Below are 20,829 nucleotides of genomic sequence, written 5' to 3'. Positions count from 1 at the left end.
AATTTTTTGAATATACTTGGCCTAGGGTATAGCCTATTGCTGCCAGTAAAGCTGTACTAAATGCTCTATTTATAGCCAGAAAAGATATAAAGTTTATGGATCAGTGGCAAAAAGATTTAATTGACATCATTGAAACTGTGGCTGTTGAAGTAGAGCACTTTTTCCTAGGAATGAGTGAAATGGTAGACGCTTTTCTGGAAATGACAGAAGAAATTACAGAACAAGTACAGACTACAATTGCCACTGAAGTTGACCAGTATTTACATGACTTGACTGAACCCATGATGGAAGTTTATTGGGAATTAGAAGATGTCATGGCTGATGTAGATCCAGGTTTTCCTTATCCAGTAGAACCCACACCCGAAAAAAATCCCGCCTGTATTGGTTGCACTAACTACCACGGTCAAGTTTATGGTGGTAACTTATTAGTCTGTGCCATGCACCCTCACGGCTGGGATGATAATAATTGTCCAGACTGGGAACAGTAATGAAGATGAGGGGGATGAGGGAGACAGGGAAAAGCAAGGGGGCAGGGGGCAGGGAGCAGGGGGAGAAATAATTAATGACAAACGCTAAACACCCAATTACCCATTACCCATTACCCATTACCACATGACAAATAACAAATGACAAATAACACTACAGAAATTAAATACGGCGAACGCGAGATTGCGGAAGGACAGCTGATTACATTTCCAAATCCGCGTGTGGGTAGAAGATATGACATTAGTATTACGTTACCGGAATTTACTTGTAAATGTCCGTTTTCAGGGTATCCGGATTTTGCCACAATTTATATTAGCTACGTACCTGATGAGCGTGTAGTGGAATTGAAAGCACTCAAGCTTTACATTAACAGTTACCGCGATCGCTATATTTCCCACGAAGAATCTGCTAATCAAATTCTTGATGATTTTGTGGCAGCTTGTGACCCTTTAGAAGCTACAGTAAAAGCAGATTTTACTCCCCGTGGGAATGTGCATACAGTAGTGGAAGTGCGTCATCAAAAGCTAGCAAAATAATATCTTCAATGAGATATTTTCTTTGCTGCTAACTTCACCTGAATTACAACTTTTTGAGACAGAGGAATATATCCCAGTTTTCCACTAGACTTTTGCCCTTCAGTCACAGCCCAGTCAACAAAATTTTTCATTGCTTGGGCTTTGGCTGAGTCTTCATAATGTTTATAAGTTAACAGCCAAGTATAAGTGACAATTGGATAAGACTGAGGATTTCTTGGATCGGCGATAAAAGCAATTAATGTATCACTGGGCAATTTTACCGATTCTAAAGTTTTAGCTACTGACTCAGGTGTGGGCTGAATGTAATTCCCAGATTTATTTTCTAAAGTCGCTACAGATAATTTATTTTGTATGGCATAGACATACTCGACATAACCAAAAGCTCCTGGGGTTTGTTGTATCTGAGCAGTAACGCCTTCATTCCCCCTAGCTGCAATCCCTACTGGCCATTGTATAGATTTACCAGCCCCAACTTTGTTTTTCCATTCTGGGCTAATAGCGCTGAGATGTTGTGTTAAGACGCTAGTTGTACCGCTACCATCGGTTCGGTGGATAACTTGAATTGGCAGATTCGGCAAATTTACTCCTGGATTAGCTATTGCTATTTTTGGATCGTTCCAATTGGTAATTTTTCCTAAAAAGATATCTGTGTAGACTGAACGTGATAGCTTCATCTGAGTTGGCAAATTCGGAATATTGTAAGCTAACACTATTGAACTGGCAGTCATGGGTAAAGCAACCACTTCTCTTTTGACTTGAGCGGCTTGTTCATGTGTAATTCCTACATCACTGGCGGCAAAGTCTACAGTACCTTGGATGAGTTGTTGTATTCCTACACTGCTTCCTAAAGACTGATAGTTAATTTCTACATGGGGATTTCGTTGGTGGTAATCTGCAATCCAGCGCTGATATAAAGGTGCAGGAAAACTTGCCCCAGCACCCACAACAGAAACAGCCTTGACGCTTTTAGAATCAGCAGCGCAGGAAGAAATACTCAACGAAACAGCAATTAGGGCTAACAAAGGAGCCGATCGCTTAAATTGAAGTTGAGCAGACATAGAAATGTGACTTTTTAGCTTGAATGAATAGTTTAGCCAATTCTTTTGATGTCTAGCTGACTATTCAAATGCAGATTGATACTGAACTTGATAATTAAATGTTAAAGATGTTGTAGAGTCAATCAATTTTGGATTTTAGTTCAGTAATGAATCAACCTGCTAATTTTTTCAGGTAAACGTACACAACAAAAAAACATGCAAAGTCAACAAATACCTGAAAAAATTATATGATTTCATAGATTTTACAAAAATAAAACTATATCGCTCTAATTGCACCGATTTAGCAATTTTTGCAAAATTAATTTCTAATCACAAAAATATAGAGGCTGGGCGCAATTTTTGCGACTAACTACTAGTTGCTGATTTCTCGATAAGATGGTTGACAATTTTGGGTGAAATTCTTTCTGGAACGATTTCCACTTAAACATTGCACTTGAGAACCAGCCCAGACAATTTGCCATACAGGGGGCGAAGTGACTAATAGCGATCGCCCAAAGGTAGTCATCTCAAATCGGTATTTAACTGCACCAACTAAATTATTACTATGGGAAATTTGCGTAACGGTTACTAAAGCCTGATTGCGTTGCGGATATACCACCTCTACTTTACGTGTTCCGATATCTGATGCTGTGTCCTCAAATGCATTCAGAGCCAATGTAGCCGGATCGCTACCTTGAAGATTAGAGTTAATACTTTCCAGGGGTATAGTTTTATAGTGGATACGCTCTGATTCAGTTGCAATATTCTGAGATATTTGAGTTGCTGCTACCTGCTGAGTTTGACCATGACTTATATCAATACTGGTTGCAAATGGCTGGTTTTGGGAGAGATAAACTCCAGCGCCAGCAGTGGCAAACATACTGAGTATCAAAATCAAGAACAATTTCCACTTTACTGACATAAAATCAAACAAAAATTTCAAACAGTAAATTATCAATTTTGAATTGTAAATGGAAGCCTAACTACTAAGCTTCTATCTTGAGATTATGGGCAGCCTTCTTGCTCCCCTGAGCGATCGCGCAGAAAATTAAGATATATCACCAAATTAGGCGATCGCAATTGCATCATACAGGAACCCCTTGAGAATTGCATTTATATGTAGACCTTTATCTTGGCTTTAAGTTCCTGGGGATGGGTAATGGGTAATGGGTAATTAGCTTCTCTCTCATTTCCCTAGTCCCCAGTCCCCAGTCCCCAGTCCCCACAGTCACCAATCCCCGATCCCCAATCCCCAAAAATCCTGAACCGAAAATTCTCACACCAAGATACAATTCGATCTGGTGAAAGCTGTTAAAGTCCATAAAATTCATTGATTCTGAAACCACCCTATGAGCATTTACGAAGTATTTATGCCGGCGCTGAGTTCCACCATGACCGAAGGCAAAATTGTCTCTTGGGTGAAGTCTCCAGGCGATAAAGTGGAAAAAGGCGAAACAGTGGTGGTTGTCGAGTCAGATAAGGCAGATATGGATGTGGAATCCTTCTATGAAGGATATCTGGCTCACATTTTAGTGGAAGCTGGTGAATCTGCGGCTGTAGGAAATGCGATCGCTTTTATTGTAGAAACAGAAGCTGAAATCGAAGCTGCTAAGGCGACTGCTAGTTCTAGTGGTGCTGCTAGCCCGGCTCCTGCTGCGCCTCAGCCAGTCGCCGCTTCTGTTTCTGGTGGAACACCAGCCTTAGCGTCTCAAAACGGCTCAAACCATCAAGAAGGACGGCTCGTAGTTTCTCCACGGGCTCGTAAATTGGCAAAAGAGTTAAAAATCGATTTAAAGACGCTTCAAGGTAGTGGCCCCTACGGTCGCATTGTGGCTGAAGATGTGGAAGCTGCTGCAAATAAAGGTAAGCCAGCCGCTAGCGCACCAGTTACACCGCCACCATCTGTACCAACAACCGCCCCAGTTGCACCACCATCTCCAAAAGTTGCACCCGCACCTGCACCTGTTCCCGCAGCAGCTAGCGCTGTTCCTGGCCAGGTAGTACCTCTAACTACCTTCCAAAATGCAGTGGTACGGAACATGGTAGCTACCTTATCTGTACCTGTTTTCCGTGTGGGTTATACAATTACCACCGATGCACTAGACAAGCTGTATAAGCAGGTTAAGTCCAAAGGGGTAACAATGACAGCGCTATTGGCAAAAGCCGTAGCAGTAACGTTGCAAAAACACCCACTAATCAATGCTAGCTATTCCGATCAAGGAATTGTTTATCATTCTGACATCAACATTTCCGTAGCTGTAGCAATGGATGATGGCGGATTGATTACACCTGTATTAAAGAATGCAGACATAGTAGATCTTTATTCCCTATCCCGCAGTTGGAAGTCTTTGGTAGAACGTGCTAGAGCCAAACAACTGCAACCAGACGAATACAACAGTGGTACTTTTACTTTGTCCAACTTGGGGATGTTTGGCGTAGATACATTTGACGCAATTTTACCCCCTGGACAAGGTTCGATTTTAGCGATTGGCGCATCTCGCCCGCAAGTTGTAGCAACCTCTGATGGTTTATTTGGTGTACGTCAACAAATGCAGGTAAATATTACCTCCGACCATCGCATTATTTACGGTGCTCATGCTGCTGCATTCTTGCAAGATTTAGCTAAGTTAATTGAGACAAATCCACAATCTTTGACTATGTAACAGAGATTCTTTAAAAAAATAAATTTAGGTTTGAGACTTGGAATTAAATAATTTCCAGGTCTTTTTATTTTTAATGGACTTTATATGAAAAATGATGAAAATCAACAGTTAACACGGATGCGTTACGCCATCGCTAACGCATCCTACTATTTGTTAATTATTACCAAATAAATGGTATCAGCCGATATTTTACTTTCTGTTGATAATCTTCGTAACCTGGTAATTCTTCAACTAGCATTTTTTCTTCACCAAATATTCTGGCTACTAAAACCAAAGAGAAAATTACACCAATTAAGACCCCATATAAAGAACCGAGTAACAGAGGCGTGCCGATAAATAGGAAAATTGCACCCAGATACATAGGATGTCGGACAAAGCCGTAAACTCCTGTTGATACTACTCTATGTTCTCTCTCACTTTGGATTCTGACTAGAGGTGATAAAAAACTGTTATCGGTAAACGAGCGATATAAAAAGAATAAAGATATTAGCAGTTCGATTCCCCCTACAACTTTTAACCATGATGGAAAGTTGGCACTCCATGCATATCTTTTAGCATCCAAAGGCATAACTACCAGCCAAACCCAAAATAATATTTGAATCGCATACAAAAAATATTTATCCCATGTTTTTTGATTATCTGAACCAGGAGGTTTAAATCTTTCTAGCAATAATCCTGGGTCTTGACGATACAGATAAATCATTGTCGTTAACGATAGCACCAGAAACCAAATTGCAAAAATCCATCCTTCAATCCAAAGCCAATCACCAGAAATCAAGATTACTAATCCTGGTACAAGGAGAATATAAAATGTTGCATATATAAAGTGATATGCCGTTAATTTGTTGGTTTCAGTTGTCATCATAAAATCCTTATTTACTTTGTGAAACCATGAAAAATCACAGGCTGAAATTTGGGATATTGGGGTGCGATCGCTAATCTTATAAGGTAGGTAAGGTAAGATTTCATGCATCCCTCCCAAGGAAGAATAAATATAAATTCACTGCGATAACGAGGGGAGCTTGAACCACTGCGCCCTATGCTGATTGACCTCAACTCTAGAAAGAATTAAAATATAATTTTCCTCAAAAGCCTGGGAAAAACCTCCTACTACACTTGAGACGCGGCTGCTGAACCCCAGTCTCTTAATCTCTTCAATCTCAAGAGTCTTGTTCAAGACTCCCGTAAGCTTTTCATGCAGCCAAAAAATCTTCAACGTCTCTTGCGTGCTTTAGGACGGCAAGGTTTAGATGTTACTTATAGCGATGTCTACGACGGGCTACGCCTACGCACCTATTCTGTTCGGCTTGCTAATTCTCCTGATACCCCAGCAGCAGAAGTTCTGTTACCGGAAGGCTTTCCTGTGGAAGCTAAAGCACTCAAACAATTAGCAAATCTTGCTAACGTGCGCCATCCCGCAGGTGGATGTGTCTGTCGTGCTTGTGCTACCCCTGATTTTCACCCTGGTGATGCTGGGGTTGCTATTGGTTCGGTGGTGGAAACTGTTGATCAAGTTATTCCTGGTGCTGTTGGTTCTGACATTAATTGTGGGATGCGCCTCCATGTTGCTGATTTAACAATCGATGAATTCCTCAAAAAGCGTGATTTATTTGTAGAACGCATGAAAGGCGATTACTTTTTTGGTACTCGCGATGTCACCATGACTGCTCATACAATGCGTGCATTATTTCAGTATGGCGTTCCCGGTTGGTTGGATGCGATGCTAGATAACGCTACGGGGAGTGTAGTTAAGTCTGATTTACAACAGCTATCCCAAGAGTGCGATCGCATTTTCTTAGATGGTTCAATGAATGGTAACTGGAAACTTGCACCGGCAGAATTGGTTCCCGATGATGGATTGGTGCGCGATGGCGGACTAGGAACCATCGGTTCGGGAAATCACTTTGTCGAAGTGCAACGAGTGGATAAAGTCGAAAATCGCGCCCTTGCTCACGCTTGGGGTGTACGCGAAGGACAATTAGCCTTTATGATTCACTCTGGTTCGCGGAATGTAGGTAAGTACATTGGCGGAATGTGGCGAGATAGAGCCAAGGCTGCTTGGCCTCAAGGTTTAAAATACCCTGAATCTCATATATTTCCCCTTTCTGCTCATTCTCACCCGGAACTAGTCGCCAGTTATTTAGCAGCGGAAGCAACGGCTGCTAACTATGGTTTTATTAACCGCCTATTGTTAGCAGAACTGTTACGTCTGCGTTTGCGAGAAGTCTATGGCGATATAGAAGCACCATTAGTTTACGACTTACCACACAACATCACCTTGCCTTCAGCAGACTCGGGAGACAAAGCCAATTCCCAATCTAAAATCGCTAGGTGGGTAACACGCAAAGGCGCTTGTCCAGCCTATGTAGGACAACCAGTCATTATCCCTGGTTCTATGGGTGCTTATTCCTACCTGATGGTGGGTAAAGGTAATCCCGCATTTTGCCATTCTGCATCACATGGCGCAGGAAGAGTGCGATCGCGTTTTGAATTGAACCGCAAAGGCGCATCCCACACTGAAGCCGAATTAGGATTAACTGGAGTTGATTGCATTACCTTACGGGAAGAACGCCGCATTGAGGAAGCACCAGCCGCTTACAAACCTATTCAGTCTGTAATTGATGTGCAGGTAGAAGCAAATATGGTGGATGTCGTTGCAAGGTTGAGTCCTATATTGACTTTTAAAGCTTAAATTGGGTTCAATGTAGCGCTTTTGCACAAGCAAACAAAAAGCCCCCGGTAATTACCGGGGGCGTTCATCTTTATTCCCACTCACGAGGATCGCATTTTTTAGGGTCATATTAACACTCTACTATTCAATAAATACATTTTTTCAATGCGTAAATTGCAATACAAGGCAAAATATGTTAGTTTTGATACAAAAATCACCGTGAATTCTCATAGTTTCAAAACATATGCCTTGTTCAATCTCAAGACTTTTTGGCGAGGTATTGGGTAAGTGATATGATTGCCCGCAAATAACATTTGAGATCAGCATGAGCAGATCCATAACTCTTTTGGCGGTATTGATACTTTCTTTGTCAATAGCCTTTCCAGCCGCTGCATCTGTATGTAGAAACTACAACGGACATCAAATTTGCGTTCTCAGTATTCAACGAAGCGCTAAAAATTACTGGGAATATAGAGCAGCCATTAGTGTGGATGGTGTGAAAAAGCCTATGACAGTTTATAACTGCCGCACTCAAGTTAAAATTTTACAAGATGGAGATACTGTACCATTTGCGCCTCAAGACCCTGGTAATCTGATATGCAATTTCTTCAAGAAGTAGTTTTCATTTCTTCTGTGCGGTAAACACACCCCAGATCACAACGGCTGTTAAACCTAAGTATCCAAAGACAGTTACCCATTCTTGCCAATTGGTAGATAAATTCAGTTGCAGGTCATCCAACATCAAAATATTCATCATGAGCGATCGCACTGGTTTTATTCATCATAAAACTTTGGGGAATATCTTTTGCAGGGGAACACAGACAACTCTGCTGTTTCATCTTTGTCGGTATTTATTTTTTAATTCGATAGCGGATCAATTTTTTAACTTCTGCTAAAGATAATCCTAATTCTTGGGCAATCATTGCCTCTACTTGGTCAATATCTATAGAGTTAAACTCTAAGTTAAATTTGGTAAGGATAGAATTAGTAGTACTGACTTCAATCTCAGTTAAATTGTTCGCTCGATCAATTTCAGCTTTCATAACTCGCAAAATAACTGGTAGTTCTATCAAAATTTGCTTCTTACCGTTAAACTTTTTAGCTGATGAATTAGCTAAACCCAGTTCTTGTGCAATTATGGCTTCTTCTGGCGTTAATGCTTGATGTGAAAATTCAAATTCTAATTTTTTATAATTAGAGGATTCTGTTTTGACTTCAACCTGAGTAAAACTTGGCTCTTTGTCAATTTCTGTCGCAACTACTGTTAAATTTAACTTTAAATCCACTTGTGGTCTAGTATCAGCTTCTAGTTGATCTACTGTTCCATAGCTGCGCCGCAATAATTGTTTGGTTGTTACACCACTAAACAACCAAAAAGCAATACCAATCATGACCAAAGTTAGTATAACTAGTAAATATCTGACTTTAAATCTAGGCATTTTTACATTTAAAAATTAAATTGAATCAACACCAAATCTAATTTTTCTCAGCCACTTTATATTGCGTATATAGAACTCATATCAATACTTGTTTCTTAAGGGTAAAAGGGTAAGGAAAAAGGCCAAGAAAAAACCTTTCACCTTTTACCCTTACCAAATTCCAATTTGAAAATCCTTAACCGAGCAATATTGGAACTCATATTTTATTTTTGAATTTGACTTAGTAGGATGCGTTAGCGACAGCGTAAAGCATCAGTGTCCTTAACATTAAATATCAACATTAAGAATGAATCTACTTTATCACCATCGGAAGATGTGAATAGCCCGAGACTTTTTTAAGATTTTCTGAGAAGAAATTGACATAAATAGATTTCAACCGACGGATATATGCGAATCTTACTTGTAGAAGATGACCTTGAACAGTTAGAACCATTACAAGGGATTTTAACCGAAGCTGGATATACCGTTGATGGTGTTGAAGATGGCGAAACAGCTCAGTGGTTATTAGCGAACAAAGATTATGACTTATTAATTTTAGATTGGATGTTACCAAATGTTAGCGGTTTGAGTCTTTGCCAACAGTATCGGCGTGCTGGTAAAAATGCACCTGTACTCATGCTTACAGCTAAGGATACTACAGTTGATAAAGTCATGGGTTTAGATGCAGGAGCCGATGATTATTTGGTTAAACCAGCAGATTTAATCGAGTTATTGGCGCGAGTACGTGCATTAGGAAGAAGAATTCCTTCTTGGCAAGGAGATTCGCTATCTGTGTCAGATTTACAATTACATTTAAATAGCTTAATTCTGGAGCGCGGTTCTAAGACAGTGGAATTATCTCACCGCGAAGCCCAATTACTAGAATATTTAATGCGACATCCCAATCAAATTTTAACCCGTGATCAACTTGAACAAGCATTATGGGAATGGGGTGCAGAGCCAGAAAGTAATGCTTTAACTGTGCTAGTACGTAAATTGCGGCATAGGTTACAAATCATTGGTGCAGGAGATTGGATTAAAACTGTTTACGGTATGGGATACAGTTTAAAATCGCCTGAAACAGTAATAGGTTAAAAAAATATTATTATCTGCCTTTTCGCTAATGCCCAATTTCAATTATGTTTAATCGTAGCCGTCGCAATATTGCAACTTGGTTTACCCTGGCGATGGGGAGTATTTTAATAGCATTTGCGGCGATAGTTTATTCTATGGAGGTTAAAGATGAACTAGAGGAACTTGATAGATTAATTTATAAAAAAACCACAGTAATGGCAGCTAATGTTAAATATAAATTTAATAATCAGCAACAGAAAGTAGATTTAGAAAATGTCCCCTTATTAGGAAGTCGGGCACAACTACCACCAGATAGCCAATTTGTTTATGTGCGTTGGTATGATGAGCAAAAGCAATTAGTACAATTTTTTGGAGATCTGCCAAAACAACAAATACCGATCGCGAATGGTTTCCATACATTAGAAACTGAAAATGCTCACATTTGGCTGCGTCAAGTAACTTTGCCTGTTTACCAAAATGGATTGTTAATTGGTTATTTACAAGCAGCAATACCAATGACAGCAATGGAAGAGAATCTGGCTCAGTTACGGTTAGTTTTATCTATTGCAGTACCAACAACTTTAGGAGTCATTGCACTAACAGGTTGGTGGTTGGGAGGATTAGCCATGCAACCAATTCTCCACAGTTACTCGCAACTGATGCGATTTACTGCAGATGCTTCCCATGAACTGCGTTCTCCTTTAGCTGCACTAATTAGTAATGCTCAGTATGGTTCATTGTCTACTACTCATAATTTAGAAGCACAACGGCAACGCTTTCAAAAAATAGTTGATATTGCCAAGTCAATGAGTAACTTGGTAGATAATTTACTATTTTTAGCCCGTCATGAAGGTAGATTATCTGAAGAAAATTTACAAAAATTTGATTTAAAAAATTTAGTACAGCAGTTAATTGATGATTATGCGAAACATGAGATTGCACAGCATCTAAATTTTAAAAGCGAACTAAATAGAGAGCGTGTAAATATTTATGGAAATGCTGAATTACTGCGTCAAGCTATAACTAATTTAATGAATAATGCTTGTAAATATACTCCTGCTGGTGGTGAAGTTAAATTACAGTTGTTTACACAACATCATCTAGCTGTGATTGCAATTGCAGATAATGGTATTGGTATTTCACAAAGTGATTTAGCCCATATATTTGAGCGATTTTACCGCGTGAGTAAGGAGCGTTCCCGTAAAACTGGTGGGTTTGGATTAGGATTAGCGATCGCTCAACAAATAGTAGTAGCTCATGGAGGACAAATTAACGTTTCTAGTGTAGTCGGGCAGGGGTCAAATTTTCAAATTCTTCTACCTTTAGTGTGAAATTATAACATAATTATTAATAATACAAAGAATAGTAGTTTTAAAAGTGAAAGGGTAATACTAATTCAAATAATATTTGCGACAGATAAATTCTCTGTAAGGGCACGGCATTCGCAATCTTTTGGCATATAAAATATCTTACTGGTGCCGTGCCCCTACTCATCTGTCGCGTTCTTTTTTCAAATTGGTATTCATGCAAAAATAAAAAATCACGCAAAGACTTTGCGCCTTTGCGTGAGATTTAATGATTAATTTTTAACAGCAGCGATTGCTAGGAATAAGCATCCATTGGCAGACAAGAACAAACAAAATTTCTGTCGCCAAATGCAGCGTCAATGCGCCCAACAGCAGGCCAGAATTTATGTTCTCTTGTCCAAGGTGCAGGGTAGGCTGCTTGTTCTCGAGAATAAGAATGATGCCATTCTCCAGTAATTAAACTTTCAACAGTATGGGGTGCATTTTTCAAGAGATTATCTTGAGCATCCATCTTGCCATTTTCAATTTCGGCAATTTCTTGGCGAATAGAAATCAAAGCCTCACAAAAACGATCCAATTCTGCTTTTGATTCGCTTTCTGTGGGTTCCACCATGATTGTACCTGCCACAGGCCAGGAGACAGTCGGCGCATGGAAGCCGTAGTCCATTAGCCGTTTGGCAACATCATCAATTTCGATAGCCGCAGATTTTTTGAGCGATCGCAAATCTAAAATACATTCATGGGCAACTAGGCCATTTTTCCCTTTGTATAAAACGGGATAATATTCCTCAAGTCTCTTGGCTATATAGTTAGCGTTGAGAATTGCCACTTTGGTGGCTTCTGTCAATCCATCTGCTCCCATCATCGCAATATACATCCAGGAAATCACCAAAATACTGGCACTTCCCCAAGGCGCAGCCGCCACAGCACCCTGAGAGTGCTGAGTTTTATTGAGGGAGATAACAGGATGTCCAGGAAGGAAGGGGACAAGATGGGAAGCTACCCCAATGGGCCCCATACCTGGGCCGCCGCCACCATGAGGGATACAGAAGGTTTTGTGTAAGTTTAGGTGACAGACATCAGCGCCAATATCACCCGGACGGCAAATTCCAACTTGGGCGTTCATATTCGCGCCATCCATGTAAACTTGTCCGCCATGCTTATGGACAATCTCACAGATTTCTTGAATTGCTTCCTCGAACACCCCATGAGTTGAGGGATATGTCACCATCAAAGCAGCGAGTTCATGACTATGCTTCTCTGCTTTTGCCTTGAGGTCAGCAATATCAATATTACCGTCTGCGTCGCAAGCGACGGCGACAACTTTCATGCCACACATCACCGCACTAGCAGGGTTTGTGCCATGTGCGGAGGTAGGAATTAAGCAGACATTGCGGTGTCCTTCGTTGCGGCTGGCGTGATAGTGACGAATCACCAACAGCCCCGCGTATTCGCCTTGGGAACCTGCATTTGGTTGCAGCGAAATTCCTGCAAATCCAGTAATTTCTGCTAACCAAGCTTCAAGTTGCTGGAAGAGGATTTGATAACCCCGTGTTTGCGAGGGTGGTGCAAAAGGATGAATCTTGCCAAATTCTGCCCAGGTGACTGGTATCATCTCTGATGTGGCATTTAACTTCATCGTGCATGACCCCAAGGGAATCATCGATGTCGTTAAAGACAAATCCTTACTTTCTAGTTTGTGTAGATAACGTAATAACTCAGTTTCCGAGTGATAGCGGTTAAATACAGGATGAGTGAGGTAACTGCTACTGCGGGATAGAGGAAGCGGCGCAGCAGTTAGTTCGGCGATGGTAAAAGATAGTTCTTTACCCAAAGCAAAGATTTCTAACAAATCTTGAACGTCATCTACTGTAGTTGTCTCATCTAAAGAGATACCCACAGCAGTCTCATCAAAAATTCGCAGGTTAATATTATGTTCTTGGCAACCTTCCAGAATTTTTTCTAGGCTGTGTGTTCCTAACTCTACCTGCAAGGTATCAAAGAAAGATTCAGAACTAATTTTGTAACCCAGACGTTTTAAGCCATCTGCCAAAATTCCCGTGAGGTTGTGGATATTTTCTGCGATCGCCTTCAGTCCATCTGGCCCGTGATAGACTGCGTACATACTCGCCATCACAGCTAACAGAACTTGGGCAGTACAAATATTACTCGTAGCTTTTTCCCGGCGAATATGTTGTTCGCGGGTTTGTAAAGCCAGGCGCAATGCAGGCTTTCCTTGGGCATCTTTGGATACACCAACTATTCGCCCTGGCACCTGCCGCTTATACTCTTCTTTGGTTGCCATGTAAGCCGCATGAGGCCCGCCAAATCCCAAAGGAATACCAAAACGCTGAGTACTACCAATAGCAATATCAGCACCAAATTCACCCGGAGGTGTCAGCAAAGTTAAGCTGAGAGGATCAGCTGCTACCGTCACCAATGCACCGTTAGCATGGGCTTTTTCGATAAAAGCGCGGTAGTCGTAAATTGTGCCATCGCTAGCCGGGTATTGGAGAATCGCCCCAAAAATTGGTTTTTCAAAATCAAAGGTTTGATGATCGCCAATAATAATATTTATCCCCAAAGGTTCAGCCCGTGTTTGCAGCACATCGATAGTTTGAGGATGACAATCACGGGAGACAAAATAGGTATTTGCCTTATTTTTACAAACACCGTAGCTCAAACTCATTGCCTCTGCTGCGGCTGTAGCTTCATCGAGTAACGAAGCATTAGCAATTTCCAAACCCGTTAAATCAATAATCATCGTTTGGAAATTCAGCAGCGCTTCCAAGCGCCCTTGGGCAATTTCTGGCTGATAGGGAGTATAGGCAGTATACCAACCAGGATTTTCCAGAATATTACGCGCAATCACCGCAGGCGTGATGCAATCGTAATATCCCATCCCAATAAATGAGCGAAAAACCTGATTTTTCTCAGCAATTTGTTTTAATTTTGCCAGGGCTGCGTACTCAGTCTGCGCCTCTGGTAAATTTAATGCCCCTTGCAAACGAATAGCTTGGGGCACAGTTTTGTTTATCAGCACATCTAGACTGGGAAGGCCTAAGACACCAAGCATTTGCTCGATATCATCAGAGTTAGGCCCAATATGCCTTTTTCTAAAATTATCTAAATTTTGTTTCCCTTCAGTCGCGATTTGGCGATCGCTAGACTTAGGAATAGGGGCGTAGCTTACCACTAAATTGCTCTCCCGATATTACTATTTAATATTTTGCAATAACTAATGTAAATAAGTTGGGGGAATTGGGAATTGGGCATGGGGCATGGGGAATTGGGCATTGGTAATAGGTAATTGATAATGGGTAATCGGAAATATCCCCTTATCCCCCTCATCTTCCTCATCCCCAATCCCCATTACCCCTTATCCCCAGAGGGGGCCCCGAGTTCCCCAATCCCCAATCCCCACTATTCCCCTTCTACCTGGGCGCGATATTCATCTGCATTTAAAGCATCATGAACCTCATCAGGATCGTTGACCCGAACTTTGACTAACCAAGCCTCGCCGTAAGGGTCTTCAGCCACCTGTTCTGGAGAATCAATCAAATCATCATTGCGTTCTATAACTGTGCCGGTAACTGGTGCATTCAGGTCTTCTACAGCTTTGACTGATTCAATCGAGCCAAAGGTATCACCTTTGGTAATAGCATCGCCAACTTCTGGCAATTCCAAGAATACGACATCACCTAATTGATCGACAGCAAACTCAGTAATACCAATGGTAGCAATTTCGCCCTCTAAGCGTACGTATTCATGAGTATCCAGGTATTTTAAATCCTGAGGATATTCAAAAGACATATTTACTGACCCCTCCACATCAAAAACATTATGGCTAATACATGATTCCAAGGCATATCTGGTAATTAACCATACTGTAGATTTACTAATTCACAACAGATTATTTTTGAAAAAGGGATTGGGGACTGGTGATTGGGGGATGAGGTAGATGAGGAGGATAAGGGGGATATTTCAGATTACCCATTACCTATTACCCATTACCCATTACCTATTACCCATTACCTATTACCAATGCCCCATGCCCTATGCCCTATGCCCTTTCACCCCCGATTTTTTGAGCGATAAAAAGGACGTTTAACTACATCTGCTGGATAAGCTTTACCGCGAATTTCTACTTCCAGTTGCTGACCAATAGTTGCAAGCTGGGAAGGTACATAAGCTAAGGCAACAGGATAACCGAGTGTAGGCGACAGTGTGCCACTGGTAACTTCCCCTACTACTTTACCTGAAGATAATACTTGGTAACCATGACGGGCAATATTCCTGCCTTGCATCTGTAAACCTACCAAACGGCGCTTTAATTTATTGGCTTTCTGTTCTTCTAAAACAGCACGACCAATAAAATCACCTTTAGTATCTAAATGAACTAACCAACCCAAACCCGCTTCTAGGGGGGTGGTGGTGTCGTCGATATCTTGCCCATAAAGTGCCATTGCTGCTTCTAGGCGCAGAGTGTCTCTCGCACCCAACCCACAGGGAATTACCCCAGCATCAGCAAGATGTTGCCACAATTCTATACCCACCTCTGGATCGACCATGACCTCAAATCCATCTTCTCCCGTATAACCTGTGCGGGCGAGGAAGGCAGTTTTTCCTAGTACAGGCGCTTGCAGGTGACCAAAGGCTTTAATTGGATTTAAATCCGCTTCTACAAAAGGTTGAAGATATTGAACAGCTTTTGGCCCTTGTACAGCAATTAAAGCTTTGTCTTGTGACAAATCTTGGAATTCTACGGCATTTAAATCTAGGTGTTGTAATAACCAGGCTTTATCTTTATCTGTAGTTCCGGCGTTAACAATAATTGCTACTTGCTGTTTACCAGTACTGTCTTCTCCTTGGTAATAAATAATGATGTCATCAATAATTCCACCCTGGGGATTTAATAATACAGTGTATTGCGCTTGACCTGGCTTTAAGCGGTTTAAGTCTGATGGAACTAGCTTTTGTAACTGCTCAATAGGGTTTTTACCTTGAAGAGTAAATTTACCCATGTGGGAAATATCGAACATTCCTGCTTCATTTCTTACAGCTTCATGTTCGCGAGTAATGCCAGAATACTGCACTGGCATTTCCCAACCACTAAAGTTAGTAAAGCGGGCTTTGAGTTTTAACCCCAACTGGTATAAAGGGGTTCGCAGCAAAGATGGAACAATTTCTATTTTTTGATTAGCCACAGGTACTTTTGCTTTTGCGATCGCACTTTCACATTGTATATATCCTACGAGAAAGGCTGAAGGATGACGGCTGAAGGCTAAAAGCTAAAGGATTTGACTCTGGGAATTCTTTGAGGGTGGGCTGAAAATTTCACACTTCATCCTTCATTCCAGTGCTGTTTAATATTGAAAGATGTAAATGTTGAGATTTATTAAGCAGAAATTATGAAATATTGGCAACTATTAGCTAGCTTTGTCTTAGCTTTGGTTCTTTTTTTGTTTCCTCTATCAGCCGAAGCTGCAAGTTCCTCCAGTATTACCCGTTCTGCTGGCGATGAACTCAAAGGCAAAGATTACTCAGGGCAAAGCCTGATTGGCAGCGAATTTACCAACGTTGATTTAGAAAACGCCAATTTCAGTAATGCTGACCTCCGAGGCGGCGTTTTTAACGGTACCGTCTTACAGGGAGTAAATTTTCATGGTGTTGATTTTAGTAACGGAATTGCCTACTTAGCAAAATTCAGAAGCGCTAATTTAAGCGATGCGGTGTTAACAGATGCCATGATGTTGCGTTCCACCTTCGATGATGTGGACATCACAGGCGCAGATTTTACCAATGCCGTCTTAGACGGAGTCCAAGTTAAAAAACTTTGTGCCAAAGCCAGCGGCGTAAATTCCAAAACTGGCATAGATACCCGCGAGTCTTTAGGGTGTAAATAGGAAATGGGCATGGGGCATGGGGCATGGGGCATGGGGTAATTGGTAATGGGTAATGGGTAATAGAGATTTATATTCTCCCTCATCTCCCTCATCTCCCTCATCCCTCATCCCAAATCCCCAATCCCCAATCCCCAATCCCCAATCCCCAGTCCCCAATCCCCAGTCCCCAATCCCCAGTCCCCAATCCCCAGTCCCCAATCCCCAGTCCCCGACACCAGAGTTTTCACTAAGTATTTTTTCCTACCAAAATGCTGGTTTCGAGGGCAACATTGACCCTAAAATCACAAAAAATCCTGAAATCTATATAAATTAATGGTTTCATATATCCACATCTGGCTTGTTCACCTTAGAATGATTCATTGAAAAGTCGAGCCAATGGGATTTGCAGGCATTTTGAGTAAAAATGCTCCCAAAGGCAGACTTTTGTATCCCCCAAAACAGAGATTTTGGTAAAGATGCATCAGGGTGCATCTGTAGAGAATCTCAAGTAAACCTCAAGGAGTTTATATGAACAAAGGTGAATTAGTTGATGCAGTAGCTGAAAAGGCTAGCGTTACCAAGAAGCAAGCAGACGCAGTTTTAACTGCTGCTTTGGAAACAATTATCGAAGCTGTTTCCTCTGGCGATAAGGTAACCCTAGTTGGTTTTGGTTCCTTTGAATCACGGGAACGTAAAGCCCGTGAAGGTCGTAACCCCAAAACCAATGAAAAGATGGAAATTCCCGCCACTAAAGTTCCAGCTTTCTCTGCTGGGAAGTTGTTTAGGGAAAAGGTTGCACCCCCAAAATCATAGGTTTTCTGCTTAGGAACCTAGATTTGATGCGGCAACCTGCACACGGGGGGAATTTAGCTTGGGCAGCAGCGCTGGCTGGCTGTCCCCCTGATGCCATTCTGGATTTTTCTGCCAGTATTAGCCCTTTGGGGCCACCTGATAGCGCGATCGCGGCTATTCAGTCCCATATTGGTAATCTTCGGCACTATCCAGATCCCAGTTACAGTGAACTGAGATTAGCTCTCAGTCACTTTCATGAACTGCCTTCTGAGTTTATTCTGCCAGGTAACGGCTCGGCAGAATTACTTACTTTAGTAGGTCGGGAATTGGCAGAATTAGCCGCAACAGTTGTTATGACTCCAGCTTTTGGCGACTACTACCGAACTCTATCGGCATATAACGCTCAATTACTGGAGTTCCCTGTTAATTGGGAATCTGAGGCAGATTTGTCATTGTTTCTTGACAAAGCACAAAACTTAAAAGAAGTAGGGCTACTCCTCAATAATCCCCATAACCCAACAGGAAAACTTTTTTTGCGGCAATCAATTCTTCCCTACCTGGATCAGTTTGGTTTGGTAGTGGTAGATGAAGCGTTTATGGACTTTTTACCTCCCGAAGAGGAACAAAGTCTGATTTCGCTGATACAGGAATACGAGAATTTAGTAGTGTTGCGATCGCTCACAAAATTTTACAGTCTCCCAGGGCTGAGACTGGGATATGCGATCGCTCATCCTCACCGCCTATCAAGATGGCAATTGTGGCGTGACCCCTGGCCAGTAAACACGTTAGCGGCTGCGGCGGCAATTGCGGCACTTCAAGATAGGGAATTTCAACAGCAAACTTGGTTATGGTTACCCCCTGCAAGAAATCAACTCTTGGGGGGTTTAGAAGCCATTCCAGGATTAACACCAGGAAAAGGTGCTGCTAACTTTTTACTGGTAGAGTCAAAAGAGTCTGTTTCTCATTTACAGCAGCAATTACTCAAGCATCATCAGGTTTTAATTCGTGATTGCCTGAGTTTTAAAGAACTAGGCGATCGCTTTTTTAGAGTTGCTGTACGTACTCAAGTCGATAATCAACGCTTACTCACGGCGTTACACTCAGTTATGAGTAGTGAGTGCTGAGTTCTGTTGTCAGTTTTTAGTGGCCAGTGATTTTTGATTTTCAACTGGCCACTCACTAAATCATTATTAGGAATTACGCAAGTGTCATGTTTTTTTCGTTTAGGTTTGTCAAGGGGAGCCAGTCACGTGCGGAGGTTCCCTGCGTTGAGTGAACTGGCGTTCAAATGTCAAAAGTCCAAAAAACCTAAATTTTTGACCCTTGACTCTTATGCCAGAGGATCACTGTGCCAGTTGCATAAGTCCTGATTATTATTAATAAATATTAAGTATCTCCATAGAATTAAGTACACAGATTGTTCTTCTGTTCCTTGTTACCTCTCCATAAATGTATCTTGCACAACTACTTAGCTAATGACTATTGACTACGATGTTGTAATTATTGGTGGTAGTCTGGCTGGACGCTACGCTGCCCTAGTTGCTACCCAACTACGTGCTAAAGTTGCTTTGGTAGAACCCAAAGTTAATTATGGGTTTGTGTATCACCAAACGATTAGCGAAATCGGCAACTTAGCACAGCATCTCAATAATCAAGTTGGGCTGAATATTCATTCTTCACAAGTTGAAACTCCACAACAAACACCAATATCTGTGGCATTGCCAGAGGCGATACTATATGCAAAAAATGCGATCGCTAATTTAGAAGCACAACATTCTCTTCCTCACCTGGCGGCTATGGGAGTTGATGTTATTTGTGAGAATGGTCAATTTCAATCTTCCCCTCATCTCGTATTTGCTGTTAGCCAACGCCTACTACGCGCACGCACTTATTTACTAGCTAGTGGTTCTCGTCCAGCTATACCCGAAATTGAAGGATTATCAACTACCGATTACCTTACTTTAGGGAATATTTGGCAATTCCTTGATGAACGCTGCAAATCCAAGACATTATTGCCCAAAGAATGGATTATTCTTGGCGGTGTTCCCCAAAGTATAGAAGTAGCGCAAACCTTAGTACGCTTGGGTTGTCATGTGACACTGGTTGTCAAACGTCCGCAAATTCTACCGGATATCGATCCAGAAATTGCCCAACTATTGCAAGCACAGTTAGAAATTGATGGTGTGCGTGTCTTGACAGATACACCCGTCACTCAAGTCATGCGAATTGATAATAAAAAGTGGATTCAAGCTGGAGATAAGGCAATAGAAACTGATGAAATTATAGTGGCAACGGGACAGCAACCAAATGTTGAATCTCTCAATTTAGCAGCAGTAGATGTGAAATGGTATAAACGGCATTTAGTAGTAAATAATAAACTGCAAACTACCAACCCCCGCATTTATGCTTGTGGTGATGTGATTGGTGGTTATGACTTTGCTAATGTTGCTAATTATGAAGCGAGAATCGCCATCAAAAATGCCCTCTTTTTCTCAAAATTACAAGTTAATTATCGGTGCATTCCTTTAGGAATATTTTTGCAACCGATGTTAGCAAAAATAGGTTTAACAGAGACACAAGCAAGACGGCAATATAATCCCAATGAGATTTTAGTTTTACGTCAATATTTTAAATCATTAGCATCAGCCCAAATTCGTGGTGAAACTACAGGTATTTGTAAATTAATTGTTTTACGCAACGGAGAAATTTTAGGAGCCGAAATATTTGGCTCAACAGCAGGAGAGTTAATTAATTTCATCGCTTTAGCAATGTCTCAAAATACTAAAATTCAGCATTTAGAAAATTTGTCTCCCTTGTATCCCAGTTTTACAGAAATTATTGAGCAATGTACCAGAGATTGGCTTCAACAAAAATCCAATAGTAACATTGCTTGGCAAGAATTTATCGAAAGTTTCTTTGCTGTTCGTCGCGATTGGAATTTATAAAATATTTTTCTATAT

The 20,829-nt window shown here is 41.3% G+C and carries 19 protein-coding genes; 11 read left to right on the top strand and 8 right to left on the bottom strand.

Annotated elements, in window-relative coordinates; genetic code table 11:
- Positions 1 to 95: 95 nt before the first annotated feature.
- Positions 96 to 488 (top strand): hypothetical protein, encoded by a 393-nt coding sequence (locus AACU25_RS07280; protein ID WP_096574558.1) that lies wholly within the window; start codon positions 96 to 98, stop codon positions 486 to 488.
- A gap of 138 nt (positions 489 to 626) precedes the next feature.
- Positions 627 to 1,022 (top strand): preQ(1) synthase, encoded by a 396-nt coding sequence (queF, locus tag AACU25_RS07275; protein ID WP_096574557.1) that lies wholly within the window; start codon positions 627 to 629, stop codon positions 1,020 to 1,022.
- Positions 1,023 to 1,027: 5 nt separating this feature from the next.
- On the opposite strand, the gene pstS is transcribed toward queF, so the two are convergent.
- Both pstS and AACU25_RS07265 read right to left on the bottom strand, forming a co-directional pair.
- A complete protein-coding gene (gene pstS / locus AACU25_RS07270; protein WP_096574556.1) occupies positions 1,028 to 2,080 on the bottom strand; it encodes a phosphate ABC transporter substrate-binding protein PstS in 1,053 nt (350 codons plus the stop codon).
- Positions 2,081 to 2,432: 352 nt separating this feature from the next.
- Positions 2,433 to 2,981, bottom strand: a complete 549-nt coding sequence (locus AACU25_RS07265; protein ID WP_096574555.1) for a hypothetical protein — start codon at positions 2,979 to 2,981, stop codon at positions 2,433 to 2,435.
- A 427-nt stretch (positions 2,982 to 3,408) separates the two neighbouring features.
- Here AACU25_RS07265 and AACU25_RS07260 point away from each other — a divergent pair, with 427 nt between their 5' ends.
- Entirely contained in the window at positions 3,409 to 4,722 is a 1,314-nt protein-coding gene (locus AACU25_RS07260) for a dihydrolipoamide acetyltransferase family protein (protein ID WP_096574553.1), read from the top strand.
- Between the two features lie 160 nt (positions 4,723 to 4,882).
- Here AACU25_RS07260 and AACU25_RS07255 read toward each other — a convergent pair whose 3' ends face one another.
- Entirely contained in the window at positions 4,883 to 5,695 is an 813-nt protein-coding gene (locus AACU25_RS07255) for a methyltransferase family protein (RefSeq protein WP_321206585.1), read from the bottom strand.
- A gap of 222 nt (positions 5,696 to 5,917) precedes the next feature.
- Between AACU25_RS07255 and AACU25_RS07250 the strand changes: the two genes are divergently transcribed.
- On the top strand, positions 5,918 to 7,414 hold the full coding sequence (locus AACU25_RS07250; protein ID WP_096574551.1) for an RtcB family protein: 1,497 nt from the start codon (positions 5,918 to 5,920) through the stop codon (positions 7,412 to 7,414).
- A 304-nt stretch (positions 7,415 to 7,718) separates the two neighbouring features.
- Complete coding sequence (locus AACU25_RS07245) at positions 7,719 to 8,012, top strand: hypothetical protein (protein ID WP_096574550.1); 294 nt, start codon at positions 7,719 to 7,721, stop codon at positions 8,010 to 8,012.
- A gap of 3 nt (positions 8,013 to 8,015) precedes the next feature.
- Here AACU25_RS07245 and AACU25_RS07240 read toward each other — a convergent pair whose 3' ends face one another.
- A complete protein-coding gene (locus tag AACU25_RS07240; protein ID WP_321206586.1) occupies positions 8,016 to 8,150 on the bottom strand; it encodes a hypothetical protein in 135 nt (44 codons plus the stop codon).
- 94 nt (positions 8,151 to 8,244) lie between these two features.
- Positions 8,245 to 8,832, bottom strand: a complete 588-nt coding sequence (locus AACU25_RS07235; protein WP_190445615.1) for a hypothetical protein — start codon at positions 8,830 to 8,832, stop codon at positions 8,245 to 8,247.
- 387 nt (positions 8,833 to 9,219) lie between these two features.
- Between AACU25_RS07235 and rppA the strand changes: the two genes are divergently transcribed.
- Positions 9,220 to 9,906, top strand: coding sequence for a two-component system response regulator RppA (rppA, locus tag AACU25_RS07230; RefSeq protein ID WP_096574548.1), 687 nt, complete (start codon positions 9,220 to 9,222; stop codon positions 9,904 to 9,906).
- A gap of 44 nt (positions 9,907 to 9,950) precedes the next feature.
- Complete coding sequence (locus tag AACU25_RS07225) at positions 9,951 to 11,216, top strand: sensor histidine kinase (RefSeq protein ID WP_096574547.1); 1,266 nt, start codon at positions 9,951 to 9,953, stop codon at positions 11,214 to 11,216.
- Between the two features lie 271 nt (positions 11,217 to 11,487).
- On the opposite strand, the gene gcvP is transcribed toward AACU25_RS07225, so the two are convergent.
- From gcvP to gcvT, 3 genes are all read right to left on the bottom strand, one after another.
- Positions 11,488 to 14,388 carry an aminomethyl-transferring glycine dehydrogenase gene (gcvP, locus tag AACU25_RS07220; protein ID WP_096574546.1) on the bottom strand — a complete coding sequence of 967 codons (2,901 nt, stop codon included), beginning with the start codon at positions 14,386 to 14,388 and terminating at the stop codon, positions 11,488 to 11,490.
- Between the two features lie 227 nt (positions 14,389 to 14,615).
- On the bottom strand, positions 14,616 to 15,005 hold the full coding sequence (gene gcvH / locus AACU25_RS07215; RefSeq protein ID WP_096574545.1) for a glycine cleavage system protein GcvH: 390 nt from the start codon (positions 15,003 to 15,005) through the stop codon (positions 14,616 to 14,618).
- Between the two features lie 260 nt (positions 15,006 to 15,265).
- Complete coding sequence (gene gcvT, locus AACU25_RS07210) at positions 15,266 to 16,399, bottom strand: glycine cleavage system aminomethyltransferase GcvT (RefSeq protein ID WP_096574544.1); 1,134 nt, start codon at positions 16,397 to 16,399, stop codon at positions 15,266 to 15,268.
- A gap of 204 nt (positions 16,400 to 16,603) precedes the next feature.
- On the opposite strand from gcvT, the gene AACU25_RS07205 reads away from it, so the two are divergent.
- The 4 genes from AACU25_RS07205 to AACU25_RS07190 all read left to right on the top strand — a co-directional run bounded on the left by AACU25_RS07205 (position 16,604) and on the right by AACU25_RS07190 (position 20,814).
- On the top strand, positions 16,604 to 17,098 hold the full coding sequence (locus AACU25_RS07205) for a pentapeptide repeat-containing protein (protein WP_096574543.1): 495 nt from the start codon (positions 16,604 to 16,606) through the stop codon (positions 17,096 to 17,098).
- Positions 17,099 to 17,605: 507 nt separating this feature from the next.
- Positions 17,606 to 17,890 (top strand): HU family DNA-binding protein, encoded by a 285-nt coding sequence (locus tag AACU25_RS07200; RefSeq protein ID WP_009457351.1) that lies wholly within the window; start codon positions 17,606 to 17,608, stop codon positions 17,888 to 17,890.
- A 26-nt stretch (positions 17,891 to 17,916) separates the two neighbouring features.
- A complete protein-coding gene (gene cobD, locus AACU25_RS07195; protein ID WP_096574541.1) occupies positions 17,917 to 18,993 on the top strand; it encodes a threonine-phosphate decarboxylase CobD in 1,077 nt (358 codons plus the stop codon).
- Between the two features lie 351 nt (positions 18,994 to 19,344).
- Positions 19,345 to 20,814: a dihydrolipoyl dehydrogenase family protein gene (locus tag AACU25_RS07190; protein WP_096574540.1), complete on the top strand. Its 1,470-nt coding sequence runs from the start codon at positions 19,345 to 19,347 to the stop codon at positions 20,812 to 20,814.
- The last annotated feature ends 15 nt before the right edge of the window (positions 20,815 to 20,829 follow it).

Origin of the sequence: Tolypothrix tenuis PCC 7101, assembly GCF_963874875.1 — a bacterium.
Taxonomy (GTDB): Bacteria; Cyanobacteriota; Cyanobacteriia; order Cyanobacteriales; family Nostocaceae; genus Aulosira; species Aulosira tenue.
Note: the sequence above shows the minus strand (reverse complement) of the source record. Positions and strands in the feature narration are given on the sequence as shown.

Coding starts and splice junctions, on each gene's coding strand:
- AACU25_RS07280 (WP_096574558.1), top strand. CDS start 96: ATGGATCAGTGGCAAAAAGATTTAATTGACATCATTGAAACTGTGGCT.
- queF (WP_096574557.1), top strand. CDS start 627: ATGACAAATAACACTACAGAAATTAAATACGGCGAACGCGAGATTGCG.
- pstS (WP_096574556.1), bottom strand. CDS start 2,080: ATGTCTGCTCAACTTCAATTTAAGCGATCGGCTCCTTTGTTAGCCCTA.
- AACU25_RS07265 (WP_096574555.1), bottom strand. CDS start 2,981: ATGTCAGTAAAGTGGAAATTGTTCTTGATTTTGATACTCAGTATGTTT.
- AACU25_RS07260 (WP_096574553.1), top strand. CDS start 3,409: ATGAGCATTTACGAAGTATTTATGCCGGCGCTGAGTTCCACCATGACC.
- AACU25_RS07255 (WP_321206585.1), bottom strand. CDS start 5,695: ATGCATGAAATCTTACCTTACCTACCTTATAAGATTAGCGATCGCACC.
- AACU25_RS07250 (WP_096574551.1), top strand. CDS start 5,918: ATGCAGCCAAAAAATCTTCAACGTCTCTTGCGTGCTTTAGGACGGCAA.
- AACU25_RS07245 (WP_096574550.1), top strand. CDS start 7,719: ATGAGCAGATCCATAACTCTTTTGGCGGTATTGATACTTTCTTTGTCA.
- AACU25_RS07240 (WP_321206586.1), bottom strand. CDS start 8,150: ATGATGAATATTTTGATGTTGGATGACCTGCAACTGAATTTATCTACC.
- AACU25_RS07235 (WP_190445615.1), bottom strand. CDS start 8,832: ATGCCTAGATTTAAAGTCAGATATTTACTAGTTATACTAACTTTGGTC.
- rppA (WP_096574548.1), top strand. CDS start 9,220: ATGCGAATCTTACTTGTAGAAGATGACCTTGAACAGTTAGAACCATTA.
- AACU25_RS07225 (WP_096574547.1), top strand. CDS start 9,951: ATGTTTAATCGTAGCCGTCGCAATATTGCAACTTGGTTTACCCTGGCG.
- gcvH (WP_096574545.1), bottom strand. CDS start 15,005: ATGTCTTTTGAATATCCTCAGGATTTAAAATACCTGGATACTCATGAA.
- AACU25_RS07205 (WP_096574543.1), top strand. CDS start 16,604: ATGAAATATTGGCAACTATTAGCTAGCTTTGTCTTAGCTTTGGTTCTT.
- AACU25_RS07200 (WP_009457351.1), top strand. CDS start 17,606: ATGAACAAAGGTGAATTAGTTGATGCAGTAGCTGAAAAGGCTAGCGTT.
- cobD (WP_096574541.1), top strand. CDS start 17,917: ATGCGGCAACCTGCACACGGGGGGAATTTAGCTTGGGCAGCAGCGCTG.
- AACU25_RS07190 (WP_096574540.1), top strand. CDS start 19,345: ATGACTATTGACTACGATGTTGTAATTATTGGTGGTAGTCTGGCTGGA.